This is a genomic window from Shewanella sp. ENK2 (genome assembly GCF_043568515.1).
Classification (GTDB): Bacteria; Pseudomonadota; Gammaproteobacteria; order Enterobacterales; family Shewanellaceae; genus Shewanella; species Shewanella japonica.
The window spans coordinates 2,534,500-2,551,053 of record NZ_CP171406.1; the positions used below are offsets into that span (position 1 = coordinate 2,534,500).

Here is a 16,554-nt window from a genome sequence, read left to right on the forward strand (position 1 = left end):
AGTGTTATTATCAAAAAAATAACAACTATATATCATTTGTTTTTATGCTTGAGCTGAGTGTATGGAATAAAATATTTTCAAAGAAAGCGGCGTGTGTTGGTTTCCAACATATGAGGCTGGTGATGATACTTTTTTACTCAGTCATGTCATTATTCATGAGCTTTACACTGCATGCAGACACAATTGAGATCCCTAGCTTTAGTAAAGGCAGTGTTGGTAAACATACGGCATATTTTCGTGAACGTGACGGTAAGCTTTCTTTAACAGAAGCGCGTCAACAATTTCAAACAACTGAACTTTCTCTTGGTACAAGTAACTCTATTTCTTTGGGCATTGGCGTTGATCCTGTGTGGATGTCAGTTAAGGTCAATAATGTCGCTAATACAAGCCAAGACTATCGCTTATCAGTAGAAACGCCATGGATTGATTATATTGATACTTGGCTGATTAAAGATGGGCAGCTAATCAAACATATTGCGGGTGGCGATGCTTTTAGTTTCGATACTAGGCCAATGCAGTATCGCTTTTACGCTTTCGAACATGCCTATTTACCTGGCGTCACTGACATTATTATGCGGGTTGAAACGAAAGGTCCAATGGCGCTACCTGTGCAATTTAATAGTGTAGAAAATGCGATAAATCGCGACATTGTCAGTGGTTATCAGTATGGCGCGTTATACGGAATTATGGTGGCGCTAGCATTATATAATTTAGTGCTATTTGTGTTTATTCGTCAGCGTGAATATGGCTTATATGGTTTGTACCTGTTGGGCTTTGTTTTAAATAGCTTGTCTTATACTGGTCAGTTGCACACGATTATTACCTATGATTTTGGTCCTTATTTCCAAGATTGGCTCGATATCTTTTTAATGATCACTTATAGCGTTGCTGGGTTACATTTTGCAAGATCGCTACTGCACACCAAAGAATATGCACCAAGATTAGATAAATTTGTATTGCGTACAACGCTGTATATTCCGCTAGGGATGTTAATTGGCTTTGCGTTTAACCAACTATTTTTTTCAATGGTGTTGGCATTTATCTTAAATACCTGTTTTGTCATGTTATTTATCGCCATGGGGATAAAAGCATTGCAAGCACAAAAGCCATTTGCGGTTCTTTTCATTTTATCTTCGGTGACTGCCGCGGTGTGTATAACTATTTCAACACTCGCTGTTGCAGGCGTGTTAGTGCCTTATAACGATTACACGTTTAAAGCAATTGAAGTGGGTATGGCATTCGAAGCAATTTTACTGGCATCCATTTTGGCAAGGCAGTTTAGAATAGCGCAAATTGACAAGTTGATAGCTGAAAAATATGCCCGCACGGATCCATTGACTGAACTGAATAATCGACGTGGTTTTAAAGTGCTTACAGAGTTAACTTGGCCAAACATTGTCGATACTCAACGTAATATCTCAGTTGCTCTCATTGATATTGATTTCTTTAAAAAAGTAAATGATGAGTATGGGCATAGTAAAGGCGATGAAGTATTAAAAAAAGTGGCGAAAGTCATTGCTGAAACATCAAGAGAAGGCGATATCTCAGCCCGCTGGGGAGGTGAGGAGTTTATTGTATTTTTACCTGATACCACACGAGATGGCGCTATTATGCATGCAGAAAGAATACGTGAGGCTATTGAGGCCATTTCATTTACGGGCATTGATTGCGAGTTAATGTTAACTGCAAGTATTGGTGTTGCTGGTAGCGTCGCTGCTCGATTTGAGCATGAATCAATTAATCATGACACCCTTGAGGTTATGATAAAAAATGCCGATAGGGCACTTTATATTGCTAAGCAAGATGGTAAAAACCAAGTTAGAGTGGTGAGTTAATGGTCACCTCTGTCATTCCGGTTAAGTTCATTGATGACTTCTTAAACTTATAAATCAAACTCTTAGCCTAATGCTGAAGTTCAGCACACCTCAGTGCTAGGTCAATCTTCATATTGAAACGCCGTAATATAAAATGTAAGCGCATTAAATTAATACCTAAGTTACAACAAAATTAATTGTTGAAAATTTTTGTAATGGTAGAATGCGCCCCACGAGCCACATGGCAATTTTCCCGATATTTTTCACTTCACATTAGAGCCGCTATGAAACGGATTTTATTACTCACTTTATTGGCATTTTCGAGTGCTACTCTTGCTGTTGAGCCATTAATCGATACACCAGAAGACATGGAGCCGACTTGGATCGATGATATCTTGTCGATATTTGGTGCTGATGGTGAGTTTGATGACAGTAAACCCATCGATATGAGTTATCTGCCTACGGCTTATTACACACCAGAAAAGAAGTTTGGTGTGGGGTTACTCATGGTCGGGTTATATAAAACTGAAGGGGCTGCCGCAGATGAACAGCCTTCATCATTGGTATTGAATTCATTTGTGTCGATGAACAACTCTTATGGTATTGAAGCTGAAAACATGACGTTTTTTAATGGCGGTAAGCAGCGCTTACTGTTAGACGTCGAATTATATAATGAAGCGGCGGTGTATTATGGCAAAGGAATTGATGATGGTAATCTAGACATTAATCATCATGAATATGAAGAACAGCTTTATAGCTTTAAACCTCGCTGGATGACAGAGGTTGCCGATAATTATTTTCTAGGTATAGGTGCAGACTTTACCTATGCAAGTGCCGATAAATTAGAATATGTTGAAACAGGTGAGCCTGTCGACGAAAGCACGATTTTACCAAGTAACTTTAGTTCTGGTGTTGTCGTCACTAGTATTTATGACTCACGAGATTATCGCTTAAACGCCACCAAAGGGTGGTTGTTTCAAGTTGATGCTGGTGTATACCAAAACAGTGAGTATTCGACGTTTTCAACTTACAATGTCGAGCTGGCAAACTACATCGATTTAAGCTCTACGTCTATGTTAAGTCATGCGCCTGGGTTAATTGCTTGGCAAGTTCAAGGTCATTTTACTAGTGGTGACGTACCGTGGAATGAATTACCAGATTTAGGTGGCTCAAGTGCTATGCGTGGTTTTATTAAAGGCCGTTATAGAGATGAGCAAATGATGATGGGCCAAGTTGAGTATCGTTTACCGATATTTCAGCGCTATGGCATGGTATTTTGGGGCGCGGTTGGCAGTGTAGCTCCTTCAGTGAGTGACTTAACTGATGAGTTATTAGCCTCTTACGGCACAGGCTTTCGCTTTAAAATTAAAGACAATATCAACTTACGATTTGATGTGGGTGTAGGCGAAAACGAAACTAACTTCTACCTTAATGTGAATGAAGTTTTTTAATCTACATTACTCAAGTTGTATGTTTGAGCACGATAGTAAAATAGTAGAGAAGTAATGAGCGTATTAAAACTGATAATAGCGGTAAAATTAGTGCTGGTGGTTATCTTGTTTCCACTTTGCACCAATGCATCTGAACAGGATGCTACTGTCGAAAGTCAGTGTAGTCGTACTTCTCACTATGATATTTATTTGAGTGGCATTCACACTGGCACCATGAAAAGAACCGAAACATGGCAAGGTCAGTCGGCTGTGGTCACCTCAACCAGTAAAGCCAGCATATTAGGTATTGGCACTCAATACGATCAGCGCGCTGAGCTGTCTTGGTCGAATACCCGTGATGAATGGATAACCGATAACTTTCATCAATTAGTGACAGGCTTTCGCGCTCGGGATATGAAGGTGTCATTTAGCCATGATGGGCTTGCATCCGAGGTTGATATTGATGGTGAAAAAGATCGTTACACATCTACCGAAATCCCCCTTCGAGATGTCGATACGCTAGCCATTCAAATGCGTCAATTATTACTCCAAGGTCGAACTCAATTCGCCTTAGTTAGGCAAGCATCTGATGCAATTGAGCCTTATCAACTGTATGTCAAAAAGCCTGTTTCCGAACAGATTGAACCATGGGGAGAAATGATCTTAATCCCTGTTGAGCAGTCTGGTGCAGAGGAAGTCACATACTTCTTCGCCCCAGAAATGGACTACCAACTTGTTAAAGCACGCTATCACGGCATTATTTTAAAAGGCCTAATTGAGCTTAATCATTACCATTCTACTTGTGATAAACAGTAACGAAAATTTAAGTGAATAGTTTAATCTTGTCATTATTGTCCAATACATTAGTATAGGTAAGCTAAACGTCTATAACTGGTGCTTTAATTTTGCTTTGTGGCTTTTTTTAGCTTATAAATATATTTTTTATTCATATATCTCCCTCCTTTTTTATTTGATGAAAGGTCTTTCCCTTTAAGCTATTGCACTTGCTAGTGCTATTTTACTAACGTGTTTTACGTACTAAAACATGATCTACATTCCATTTTTGAAGCATTTTTAACCATTTTTGATTTTGAAAACAAAAATAGCTTTACTTGTAATTGCTTCAAGAATACATTCGCCGAAAATAGTCTAAGGGTGATTTTGCCCTTTTAGCCGACAAGCATGATTTAACCCTTCAAAACCTTTCATTAAGTAGTACTAAATTGACGATAATCACGCATGATAATGTTGAAAATAACATTGTTACCCCTGTAGTTGGTTTAACTTTTTTCGCGGTGGCTTCAGGCTTTTTAATGAGCCTAATTCCTTTATCTGTGACCCATTTTGATATCGATTTATCATTAATACCTTGGCTCGCCAGTGTGTTTTATTTCGGTCTATTGGTTGGTGCTACCTGTATTCAACGAGTGATTAAACGACTTGGACATAGGCGATCTTTCATCTCTTTTTTGACTCTGGTGGCGCTGACCGTTGTTGTTATGATATTGGTGCCACATCAAGTGACTTGGTTAGTCGCTCGTTTTGTTGCTGGCATGGCTGTAGCAGGTGTATTTGTAGTCGTAGAGTCTTGGTTGTTAATGGCAAATTGCTCTAAGCAACGTGCTAAGCGGTTAGGGCTATACATGGCGGCTTTGTATGGCGGTAGTGCTGTAGGCCAGTTAGCTATTTCAGTGTTTGGTACAGACGGAATACAGCCATATTTGTGTGTATTGTTACTCTTGTTTATGGCGACATTGGCTCCCATTCTGATTCGTTCTGGCCAGCCCCATAGTCACGATCAACAAAGTATTAGCCGCAAAGAAATCCGTCATATCAACCGACCAGCGATTATTGGCTGTATGGTGTCAGGGTTATTGCTCGGTCCAATTTATGGATTAATGCCATCATATTTAACGCATATCAGTGTTTTTGCAGAGCACACAGGACTGCTAATGGCGAGCATCATTATGGGGGAATGTTAGTGCAACCCATTGCCAGTGCGATGTCGACCCGAATGAGCAAAAGCTTATTAATGGCGATATTTTGCATGCTAGGTTGTTTAGCGGTTATGGGCGTGCTTGAGTCTTCTACGTTAGTAATGATGGGGTTTAGTTTATTGCTATTAGGCGCGAGTAGTTTCGCGCTCTACCCCATAGCCATCACACTGGCATGTGATCATTTACCGACTGAAAAAATGGTATCGGCTACAGAAATGATGCTGCTGTGCTATAGCGTGGGTTCTGTTTTAGGTCCGCTGTTAGCCACAACATTTACCGAAGTCGGAAATGGCTTGATCATGTACTTAGGTGTTTGCTTAATAACAACCTGTATTTATATGTTGATGAAAAGCGCTGAAACCATTTCGTCAGGCCAAAAGCCCATTGCGGGTTAACGCCCTTACGGCAGCTGCGAAGTCCTCGCAGCTGCACTTCATTCTACAAGCTTTACTGCCTGTTATAGGCAGTAAAGCCATCAGTTGAACAAAGCGTGCTAGCTTGGATAAATCGAGTCATTTTTTCTATTCAAAAACAGGTCACGACACAAACTTATCAATATGTTGCATCGGTGGTTCGGCCTTTTTTACACTCAGCTTCATTTAATAACGTGTAAATTTCTCACTCTATTAACGCTTCTATTTGTTTATATTGTGTTTTTTAGCAAATAAAAGCAGTTTTTCTTTCGTTAAAGCTTATGTGGCAGTGTACTCATAGCGCTGATAATAGTTCTTTATATTACATAATTACTCTTATTTATCAGTAATTTGATACTTAGGTTTATTTTTTGTTGAATTGGTCGCTTTGTTCAACATGTCGACCGAAATGAATATTAATGAGTGAGTTAATATTCAAAAACTATAAAGGATATTTAATGACAACAATAAGACTCATAGGTGCAATGGCAGCTGTTTCTGCTTTGTATTTTACTATGCCTAATCAACAAGCACACGCTCATGGCTGGGCTGAGTTTCCTGAAGCAAGGCAATCAATCTGTTATGAGCAAGGTGGGCTTTGGAGTGGTACACCGCCGAATGCGGCTTGTGCACAAGCAAAAGAGATTTCTGGTACGTATCCATTTATTCAGCGTAATGAATTTGCCATTAACATACCTGCGCCTGCTTATAATGACATGGATGCGGTGAAAGCGGCGATCCCTGATGGCAGTTTATGTTACGCCAATGATGCTCAAAAGCGGGGAATGGGGGCTGAACATACAGCATGGACACGAACTGAATTAGCACCAGGTGAATTTGAGTATGTGTTTAATGCAACTGCGCCTCACAACCCTTCATTTTGGCAATTTTATTTAACCAAACCTGGAGTGGATGTTTCTAAGCCACTTAACTGGGATGATTTAGTCTTACTGCAAGAGTACGGTAATGTTGCAGTCGGCGAAGATAAAAAGTATCGGATGAATATTACAATACCTGCAGACCGTTCTGGTGATGCGATTTTGTATACTCGCTGGCAACGTGAAGATCCAGTCGGTGAAGGGTTTTATAACTGTAGTGATATCACAATTACTGGTGACGGCCCAATTGATCCAGAGCCAACAGAACCCTATTTAGAGCAGGGGGATGCGTTTATTCCACAAGAGGTGAGCTTAACAACGCCACAAATAGGCGAGTCAGTTAACTACAAAGTCTACAATAACAATGGCGAAATCCATTCTAGCTTTTCACTCGTTATCACCGAAGAGAACCATCTGGCTTGGGATCGTTTATTGGCTGCTGAAGTCAGTGGTTATTATCACGACCATTATGATGGCAATGTGTTTATTGGTCGCTGGCATGCTGAGATGAATCACTATATGTATTTTCAAAATCAGCTGCATGAGAATTTCTTTAACTCAAAGAATGCTCAAGCCTATGGAGAGTTTAGTATTTCTGAGAAGAATGAGTTTGTCGAAGCCGTCATTACGCCAACGGTATTAAAACCTATTACCGATGCTACGGTGTCACATGGTGAGTATGTCGTATTAACCCCAGCGAACAGCCAGGGTGATATTGAGCATGTGGCATGGGTGCAAGTAAGTGGCACACCAATTGAGACTGAAGTTGGTCAGCATGACGAACTAATTATTAATACTGCACGACTCGATAATCTCGCTCAAAGCTTCAGCTTTGAACTCACTGTCACAGGGCAAGGTGAGGAAGATAAATCAGTTTATAGCTTTAGCGTAACGCCGAGCGATGTTGAGCCAGGACCAGGCCCTGAGCCTGGGGAGCAATGGAGTGCATCTGCAGTGTATACCGGTGGTGAAACCGTTATACATAATAATCAAACTTGGACAGCTCAGTGGTGGACTCAAGATGAAGAACCAGGTACCACAGGTGAGTGGGGCGTGTGGCGCTAAGTCACAGTGGTATGGTCAATTTGTCATGTAAGGTGATGAGTATTGATCTATAAGATATAAAAACGGCCAATCAAAGATTGGCCGTTTTTATTGATAAAGCTTGCGGGTTAATGCAACAGGCTTATTGAGGTTGCATTTGCGCTTTCGCTGCTTCTACTTTAGAGAAGTCTAAACCGAGTTCCAAAACGGCTTCTTTAATCAACCCAGGGTTTTGCATAACCATTGCCATTAGCTGTTGTAGCTTTTCCGCTGGAATACCTAATTGACCAATAATGCTCATAGCCATCATTGGGTTTTGAGTTAATGCTTGGAACACTTCACTGATTTTTTCATCACTGACGCTATGTTCTTTTAATAGGGCAATAATTGGATTCATTGCAAGACCTTGTGTTAATGGATACGAATTATCTGATTATTTTACCATTGATATCGTTATTTTGCAGAGTGGAAAACTTGCTAAATGATTTCATTAACTTATGAATGAATTTCCCCCATTATGGCTACAGGTGTAGAGCGTAGTAGTAAAAAGCCAGCATCAATTGCGCTGGCTTTTTGTTGACCAAGTTGGGATCAGCCTTAATATTGCATTATTTATAAATGTAATCGGTTGCGATCTCACCATTTGGAGTATGGGCATCTCCCATATAAAGAATGTCAGGGCGCGACTTTTCTCGGTCAGTCAGTGCAAGTCCATCTTGAATGATATTTGCGTCGCAATAATCGACGCCATAAAAGCCTTCAAAAGCTGACTGATCGCCAATTTCAGTTGCTGATAGCTGAGAGAGCGCTAGGATCGGTGCTGCTGGAAAGGTTAAATACCAACGTGATCCCGAAACATTACGCTCAATATCAGCACGAGAGATATCGGTGGTGCTTTTACCTGTCTGCTGGGCTAAATATTCACGGTTTGATTCACTTAAAAAGTAAGTCGCAACATTACCAACTTCAGCCACAGGCTCATCATAGATGGTTTGACGTAAAATAATGTCACCACTGACTGTTAAGTTGTTGATTCGGCCACGTGTTAAGTCACGACAACTACTTTTACAGGCAAATGAGCCTTTGCCGACAAGTAATGCTGAACCACTGTCGATAGCTTCGATGTTCTCTACACTAATGTCTTTCATTATCTTACTGTGTGGCTTTAACCACACTCCGGTAAACCCGTTAGTGACTTTAATATTTGAAATTTTGATTTTATTGGCTGAACTAAAGTAAGGGCCTGAGCGGTTAAAGTTGTCTTTGTTAGTGCCATTACCTGCCTCAACTCGAACACCAATACCATTAAAGGCTTCAATATTATCAATTTCAATCCAGTCTCCACCGTAAACTTGCACCACTCCGTATCCTGTATGTGCATTAATTGACTTAATGTTTTTAATTGAGCCTTTAATAGGGGTGCGAGCGTAGGTCGGGTTACGTTGAATGGCAAACATGTCAGGTACGATATTGCCGCTATCATCGATGAAATTGCTATTCTCATCGGTTGGGATGGGAATATTAATAGGGTTCATTGGTCTATTTAAGTTAGGTGAACCTTCAGGATTTTTTACATAGCGATTTTGAAGATAAAGTGGCGCAGAGCCAAATCGATACGTGAATGAGCCATCTTTGTAGTCGGCATCGGCAAACATTTGCACAGATACTGATTCAGTATGATTATCTTCAATGGTGACATTCGACACTGAAAAGTTTTCGACATAAAATAATCCAAATGGAATAGCACGAGTTAAGTTGACTAGCCCACCTCCATTTCCACCCTGCATTTCGCCATAGTTAAATGGCATATTGGTTTTAGCATCGACAGTAAAGTTTCGAGTCGGATCCGTTGATGTGACTTGAACGTTCACCGTGCGCTCAGCTGATAGCTTACTTGGACCAATACTGCGACCAAATGAGAATAAAAATTGGCGATTTGGTCGGTTATTTGGGTTACCAGTAGGGTTGGTATCTTCTTTAATGCCACGCATTTCAAGTATGACTTCAGGCTCGACTTCAATACGGACATTCGATGGTACGACGATGTGCGCCAAGCTGTAGCGGTTATTCGTCCCTTTTTGAGACGCCCGTAGAATAACAACACCGCCATCGTCTTCTTTAGCCGCAAACCTAAGGGCTTTTTTAGTCTACTGGTGTCATTGACTGTGTCATCAAAACTGTCTGATGCATAGAGGACTTCGGGTTCATCATCGAAGACTTTATTTTCGAAGAAGCCAAAATCTTCTCCCGTATACCCCGTTAAGTCAGTATCTGTTGGAAGGTCGGCTTCAGCAACCTCAGGTATACCTTGGCAAAAGGCACGTTCGTATTTGCAATGTCGGTGACCATTATGTTCTTGGTGTTTATGGCCATGTGACTTATCTTTTCGCCATTTATGGGCGTAACGTTCACTGTGGTGCCCAGTTCGCTGAGTGCGATGTCGCTCTGCGTAATTTTCGCTATTTTGCGTAAGTTTTGATGATGATTTCATCTCTGAATGGTTGTGCTCAGTGCCAGCAAAAGCCCCCAATGGCATGAGTGCGAGTAAACTTATTATGGTGAGCTTTTTATAGGTCTCGTTGACACTATTTTGGTTATTTTTCATTTTCATATCCCTATTATTTCGAATATATCAGCGGAGCTTCTCCCCATCATTCCGCTTGAAGGCACCTAATGTGCGTTAAAAAGTGTATATAAAAACAACAATAAATCAACAAACATAGTATGAATATATTTTTAATATGTTCAAGTGGAGATGAAAAAAACCGGCAATGGGTCATGAATGCCGGCTTTTTAAGTTTCTAATAGATTGAAAAAAATGATTATTATTGATTAAAGAATCGTTGGGTTAATTTGTACTAGATGAATCATCGCGTCTAGAAGCCACTTGGATTAAGAGGAAGATAAACCCCATAGACACATGTGCGCCCCAGAATATGGCATCATTTAATTCGAGCTTAATGTACTCAGAGTGTTCTGCATTGGCTTCAGCCCATGTACTACTGAGACCACCAATAACCAAAACCAACACCAATAAGCTTAAAATGTTGCTGTGAGATCCCCAAAGCCACCATGAAACAAGTTCTAGCAATATGACTAGCGCGGTAGCGATTAAGGTAAATGGCTTTTTTTGTAAATATCTTTCTGGTAAAAACACGTTCGAAAATAATAAAAATAGCACCATGAATACGGCATATTTTATAAAATCTATTATGATTTCAGTGCTTAGTGATTGTAAGAAGTAACAGAGAAAAGCGCCTGAACCTAATAAAATGAGATTAAAACCTGTAAAAATGTAAATAGGTTGCCCTTTATCTAGCATGAGTACGCCACATATACTGGATACAAAAAAAGGCCCAATATCGGCCAAAATCCAAGGGTGTCTATCCATAGCGAAGGGATATAACTGATTGCCATATATTGGGTTAATCCACCCCAAAATATCAGTAAACAGATAATTATATTGAATTGTAATTTGCTAATTTCAGGATCGAAGAGTAATAAGCTTTTAACTGGACCAAATTTTTGCATGTTGCACCATTGTTATTTTTATTGTTAATTATCAATAATTAACTAAATTATGGTAGCTGTTTTTATTGATGGATATCAATGAAAGTAGGTTGAAAAGTCAGCGGTTAATGACAGTCGAGACGTTTTATTTTTATCTTCCTCAGGTTTAAGCTTTATTTAATTGTTAACCATGACAATGGATTTATGTTGATGTAACAAGGGTGATGGTTGTCCCGTTCTCTCGGTGTTAATTCGATTAACATTCATCGCTAGCTTTACTTACTGCCGCAATTTACTAATGATGGCAGCGGAAGAAAATAACAATAACTAGATCAAGGAGACCTCTCGTGAAGAAAGTCGGGATAGTGCTTATGTGCTTGTTGATGCCTGCAGCGTCAATCGCCGCAGAGCCAACAAAATCAGCGCATTCAGTGCAAAATCAAGCAGAAAAAATACAAAGTTATCAGTTGATGTGCTTTGGCAATTAAGCCGAATTGGCAATCCAATTATTTCGCCTAATGGTGAGTACATTATTGCCCCTGTTACTCAATATGATGTGCCTGAAGACAAAGGCGCCACTCAGCTATGGTTATTCGATAAAGATGGGAAAGGGCAACGCGCGCTGACTGCTGAAGGGCAACGTGCAAGTGAGGCGACGTTTTCTCCTGACGGTAAAACACTCGCGTTTATCAGTAAGCGTAATAAAGATGATGCTGGCCAAGTGTATTTACTCCCATTGGACAAAGCGGGCGAAGCACAGCGCTTAACCAATGTGCCAGGTGGCGTTAAAGGCCTTAAATGGGTTGGCGAAAATGTTTACTTCATTAGTCGTATCTTCCCAGGTAAAAATTGGGATGAAATGGCAACTCAGTTAAAAGCGAATAAAGACAATAAAGTTTCTGCGCATCAGTGGAATGCATTACCTTTTTCAAGCTTTGATCACTGGATTGAAGAAGACAGACAAGCGCATGTATTTCGTATTCCGGCAAAGGGTGGCGAAGTAGAAGCGATCACTCAACCATTGAATAAGCAACTGCCACGTTCATCACAAAGCAGTGGCAACTACGATATTTCGCCTGACGAACAGTTCATTGCGTTTAACAGTAATGGTTGGGACAATCAGGTTGATCCAAAAGTTGATATTTTCATGGCGAAAATTGGCAGCGGTAAAGTGGTTAACTTAACGCCTAAGAACGAAGCGCCAGATTCAAACCCTACCTTTAGTCCAGATGGTAAAACGTTAGCGTTTACCCGCCAGCTTATCCATGGTTTTTACGCTGATACAGCAAACCTTGTGTTATTGGATGTGAAAAAGCGTACTGAACGTGTGATCACAACTGACTGGGATCGCTCTGTTGCCCGCTTTAGCTGGACGGCTGATAACAAAGGTTTTTATGCTGCTATTGATGATGCTGCCACTCGCCGCATTTTCCACATCAATGCCAGTAATGGCAAGGTAAAACCGATTACCAAGCAAACCAACTTCGGTGCACCTGCTATTGCGAATGACGGCACGATAGTGGCTGCAAATGACAGCTTTTTGTACCCAGCTCGCTTAGTTAAAATTAATCCAAGCAATGGCAAAACCACGCGTTTAGATAGTTTTAATGATGACATTCTAGCGAATGTAGATATGGGTACATATGAGTCAGTGACCTATAAAGGCTATAACGACGAAGATGTGCAAATGTGGGTACATTACCCGCCAGGGTTTGATAAAAGTAAAAAATACCCACTAATGATGTTGATTCATGGTGGTCCTCACAGCGCGATTTCTGATGGTTTTCATTATCGCTGGAATGCACAAACATTTGCCTCTTGGGGCTATGTCACAGCATGGCCTAACTTCCATGGCTCAAATAGTTTTGGCCAAGACTACACTGATAGCATTAACCCAGACTGGAAAAACAAGTCGTTGGAAGATGTATTTAAAGCAACGGATTGGTTTAAAGCAAAAGATTGGATTGATAACGAACGTTTAGTTGCTGGTGGCGCAAGCTACGGTGGCTACTTATCATCGATTATTTTAGGTCAAAAAGATCAGCCATTTAATGCATTGTTCATTCATGCTGCGGTTTACAACATGTACTCGCAAATGGCAGCCGATTTCTCGGTGCATAGCACACGTTTTGGTGACTACTGGGATAACCCTGAGATTTATAAATCTATTTCTCCGCATTACGGTGCTGAAAACTTTGATACTCCAACCTTAGTGGTTCATGGTCAATTAGATTACCGTGTACCAGTAGGCCAAGGTTTTGAGTTATTCCGTACTCTTCAAACCAAAGGTATTGAGTCGCGAATGATTTACTTCCCAGACGAAAACCACTGGATCATGAAGCCGAATAACTCAATTTACTGGTATAACGAAGTTGAAAAATGGATGAATCAGCATGCAGAGCCAGGTGCTAAGTAATGCTTAATTCATCGAGTACATTCACTATTCAATAGCGTGGTGACTGATATCTCAGTTAATAAAAAATGCCGCAATCAAAAGATTGCGGCATTTTTATAACTTGGAAATAGAATAACGACAACGCCTTATTTAAGGCAATAAAAGTGTCAGTAAAGATTATGCTCCGTCGAGATACTTATCGACAGTAAGCTGCACAGTATTAGGAAGAATAGGTTTGGTGAGGTATTCGTCTGCGCCAATTTTAAGCGCTAACTTTTGATCTGATTCTTCAGTAAGTGAGCTGATAACCACGACAGGAACATGCTGCGTCAGTTCATGCTCTTTCATGTATTTAATCACTTGATAGCCATTCACATCAGGCATGGTGATATCCACAAACACAAGATCTGGTTTCATTGAAGAGAGTACTTCAATCGCACCGTCACCAGAGTTGGCAGTTAATACCAGATAATCATCACCAAGAAGCGCCAGTATCATACTGGTACAGATTGGATCGTCGTCTATCACAAGTATTTTCGCTTTATCCATTGGTGCCTCTTTCTAATGTTGTGATATCGCTGTCGATATATTCATCATTGTATGTAAAACAATATTAATTGCTAGGGCTAATTAAGCATAGAACATAAGCTAACTTGATGAAAGCACTACTATTCAGGCTGTTTATATTGACGATATTTTTCAATGACGCCATTTCTATCTAGACCACGTTTTACATTTTTACACAGTTTAGCAAAGCGACTAATATCGCCAAGCTGTGGTGCGTTGCCATGTTCAATTGCCGCTTCCCAATAGCTTATTTCGCTATCAACCAATTCGAGTAACTTTTTCGGACAACCTTGGCAATTCCCTTCAGGGCCACATACAAAGGTGTCGGGCTCAGTTAATGGAAACGTGGCTTTCACCTGAGTCATTATCTGTTGCATTGCAGTGATGCGATCAGGTTTCTTGTTCATTAGCCTTAATACTCAGTAGGAATAAAGCCTTACATGTCATACTTAATACTATTATTAGTCCAATAGGAGCAGGATTTAGTTCAATTAAATCTATGCTGAATAAGGCGAATATAAGTGATACTCTTTGGCGATATCAGCGCATTGCAATATTCATTATAACAATAATAATCTTTCTGGAAGCCAGTCTACTATGCCTCAATTTACAATAATCTCAGCCATTTTAATCATTGTTTTATTGTGGCTGAGTCCCTCGCAATCATTTGCAGCTGACCGCTTTTACGCGAATCAAGCATTACAGCAACAAGCGCCGCAAGCTTTTGCACTTCAGCCTCAAAGTGATGCCTTCCTTGCGCCAGCTTATGCGTTAACAATATCCCATGCGGATCGCTTAGTTGGGTTAATTAACCAAGATAAAAATGTGACTGAAGCAATAGCAAATTGGTCTGATTTAACCATAGATGAGCAAATACCTTGGCTTAAAAAGGTATTTGCTTTAGCGGTGCAAAGCTTTGGCACCCAAACTCCGCTATTAATTATTGATAACCATAGCTATCCGAACAAAATGGTGTATTTTGATTTCGATGTGGAAAAAGGCGGTAGTGGCATTGTTTACCTCAACCCTGAGAAACTTGCAGAGGAAGACCCTTATGCCTCACTGGCATTTTTAGTTCATGAAACTCGTCATTCATATCAATTTCAGCAAGCTTTATCCGGTAATAACGATCCCATTTCTCAGGGGTATCTAGCGGCATTCAACGCTCAAAAGCAATTAAAGGGCTTTGGGTTTAGTGATTTTTTAACCCTACTGAACGAATATGAAGCCTTTCAATTTGGTAATTATGTGATTGGTCAATTAACAGATTGGCAAGTTGATATGTTGAATATGGGGACATTTGCGAGTCAATTTAATCGCCAAGGCCAGCTAAAAATTGATTTACAAGCATTGTCACTCAATACGAGTGAACAAACCTTGTTGGAGCAATATAACGAATTGGCACAAAAGCAATTTAACCTGCGCCAACAGCAATAAAGCAAGCTTCTTTATAACCTGACGATATGCGGCTGAACTATGAATCTTAAACAGCTTGAAATCTTTTGTGCAATCGCCGATACCGGTTCTGTTACTGCGGCGGCAAAACAGCTAAACAGTAATCGTACTCAGCTGAGTATGGCGATGAAGGCATTAGAAACGAGCCTTTCAGCTAAGTTATTTGTGCGTTCTGGTAACAGTTTAGTCTTGTCTGAGGTGGGCAAGTCAATTTACAAAGACTGCGAAAGTGTCGTCGCAACATGTGAGCGTATTCAGCAAACTTGCGAGCAAACGATCGATAAGTTTCGTTCGGAAATTTGGCTAGCAAGGGATGATTCTTTTCCTGATGAAGTATGGCAAACCTTTATTATAGAACTGAATAACCACTTCACAGCAACCACAGTGAATACTGTATTAGCATCAAGTGGTGATTTAGCTAACCTCGTCAATACTGGGCAAGTAGACTTTGCCTTTGGTGTTGATTTTGAACGAGTGGATGATGCCAATACTGACTATCTGCCCTTGGGGCGAATTCGAATGATGTCAGTGTGCGAGCATACACATCCACTTGCGAGCCTTAAGCGGGTGTCGGACAACCAATTACGTGAATCACTACAAGCAGTAATGGTTTACTTAAATGACAAAGATAACCCTGAATTACAGCCTTTTTCATTGCGACATATTGGTTTTTCAAGTTTCGAATATATGTTGAATACAATTATGTCCGAAAAAGCATGGGGCGTGTTACCTGAGCCATTGATTAGACCTCATTTGAGAAATCAAAAACTGGCGGTGATAAAACATACCTATGGGTTAACTCACGAAGATTACTGCATGTTTTCAATGCCAGGCAGCGCACAACCTGAAAGTGTCGCTTGGCTGTGCGATCAGATCAGCGATTATCTGTTTAAGTTTTAATGCCTTTCAGCCTTCGAATGTATCACTAACTCACTGAGCGTCATGTTTTTTGACGCTTAATGTTCGCATTAACTTTATGATTTATATGAATTTATATACTTAGTCCTATCTTGGGATTGTTATTACCAAGAATCACTGTTGAGAAAATAGT

Annotated in this window: 11 protein-coding genes and 2 pseudogenes; 8 read left to right on the forward strand and 5 right to left on the reverse strand. The window is 40.3% G+C overall.

Annotated features, from left to right (window positions below):
* Positions 1 to 122: 122 nt before the first annotated feature.
* The 5 genes and pseudogenes from ACGEDC_RS11225 to ACGEDC_RS11245 all read left to right on the forward strand — a co-directional run bounded on the left by ACGEDC_RS11225 (position 123) and on the right by ACGEDC_RS11245 (position 7,597).
* A complete protein-coding gene (locus tag ACGEDC_RS11225; RefSeq protein ID WP_394493262.1) occupies positions 123 to 1,835 on the forward strand; it encodes a sensor domain-containing diguanylate cyclase in 1,713 nt (570 codons plus the stop codon).
* 263 nt (positions 1,836 to 2,098) lie between these two features.
* The gene (locus tag ACGEDC_RS11230) at positions 2,099 to 3,265 is read left to right on the forward strand and encodes a BamA/TamA family outer membrane protein (protein ID WP_394493264.1); all 1,167 of its coding nucleotides are present in this window, start codon (positions 2,099 to 2,101) and stop codon (positions 3,263 to 3,265) included.
* Positions 3,266 to 3,319: 54 nt separating this feature from the next.
* A complete protein-coding gene (locus ACGEDC_RS11235) occupies positions 3,320 to 4,060 on the forward strand; it encodes a hypothetical protein (protein ID WP_394493266.1) in 741 nt (246 codons plus the stop codon).
* Between the two features lie 407 nt (positions 4,061 to 4,467).
* Positions 4,468 to 5,636: pseudogene (locus tag ACGEDC_RS11240) on the forward strand (MFS transporter).
* A gap of 476 nt (positions 5,637 to 6,112) precedes the next feature.
* Complete coding sequence (locus tag ACGEDC_RS11245) at positions 6,113 to 7,597, forward strand: lytic polysaccharide monooxygenase (RefSeq protein ID WP_394493268.1); 1,485 nt, start codon at positions 6,113 to 6,115, stop codon at positions 7,595 to 7,597.
* A gap of 121 nt (positions 7,598 to 7,718) precedes the next feature.
* Here ACGEDC_RS11245 and ACGEDC_RS11250 read toward each other — a convergent pair whose 3' ends face one another.
* The 3 genes from ACGEDC_RS11250 to ACGEDC_RS11260 all read right to left on the reverse strand — a co-directional run bounded on the left by ACGEDC_RS11250 (position 7,719) and on the right by ACGEDC_RS11260 (position 10,898).
* Complete coding sequence (locus tag ACGEDC_RS11250) at positions 7,719 to 7,973, reverse strand: DUF2999 family protein (RefSeq protein WP_055022838.1); 255 nt, start codon at positions 7,971 to 7,973, stop codon at positions 7,719 to 7,721.
* Between the two features lie 211 nt (positions 7,974 to 8,184).
* Positions 8,185 to 9,567 carry a hypothetical protein gene (locus ACGEDC_RS11255; protein ID WP_394493271.1) on the reverse strand — a complete coding sequence of 461 codons (1,383 nt, stop codon included), beginning with the start codon at positions 9,565 to 9,567 and terminating at the stop codon, positions 8,185 to 8,187.
* Positions 9,568 to 10,424: 857 nt separating this feature from the next.
* Entirely contained in the window at positions 10,425 to 10,898 is a 474-nt protein-coding gene (locus ACGEDC_RS11260; RefSeq protein WP_080914801.1) for a hypothetical protein, read from the reverse strand.
* Between the two features lie 535 nt (positions 10,899 to 11,433).
* Here ACGEDC_RS11260 and ACGEDC_RS11265 point away from each other — a divergent pair.
* Positions 11,434 to 13,502: pseudogene (locus ACGEDC_RS11265) on the forward strand (prolyl oligopeptidase family serine peptidase).
* A 156-nt stretch (positions 13,503 to 13,658) separates the two neighbouring features.
* On the opposite strand, the gene ACGEDC_RS11270 reads toward ACGEDC_RS11265, so the two are convergent.
* Positions 13,659 to 14,030 carry a response regulator gene (locus tag ACGEDC_RS11270; protein WP_055022834.1) on the reverse strand — a complete coding sequence of 124 codons (372 nt, stop codon included), beginning with the start codon at positions 14,028 to 14,030 and terminating at the stop codon, positions 13,659 to 13,661.
* 119 nt (positions 14,031 to 14,149) lie between these two features.
* Positions 14,150 to 14,455, reverse strand: a complete 306-nt coding sequence (locus tag ACGEDC_RS11275) for a hypothetical protein (protein WP_394493274.1) — start codon at positions 14,453 to 14,455, stop codon at positions 14,150 to 14,152.
* Between the two features lie 190 nt (positions 14,456 to 14,645).
* On the opposite strand from ACGEDC_RS11275, the gene ACGEDC_RS11280 reads away from it, so the two are divergent.
* Together ACGEDC_RS11280 and ACGEDC_RS11285 are read left to right on the forward strand one after the other, a co-directional pair.
* On the forward strand, positions 14,646 to 15,485 hold the full coding sequence (locus ACGEDC_RS11280; protein ID WP_394493276.1) for a hypothetical protein: 840 nt from the start codon (positions 14,646 to 14,648) through the stop codon (positions 15,483 to 15,485).
* A gap of 39 nt (positions 15,486 to 15,524) precedes the next feature.
* A complete protein-coding gene (locus ACGEDC_RS11285; protein WP_394493278.1) occupies positions 15,525 to 16,403 on the forward strand; it encodes a LysR family transcriptional regulator in 879 nt (292 codons plus the stop codon).
* The last annotated feature ends 151 nt before the right edge of the window (positions 16,404 to 16,554 follow it).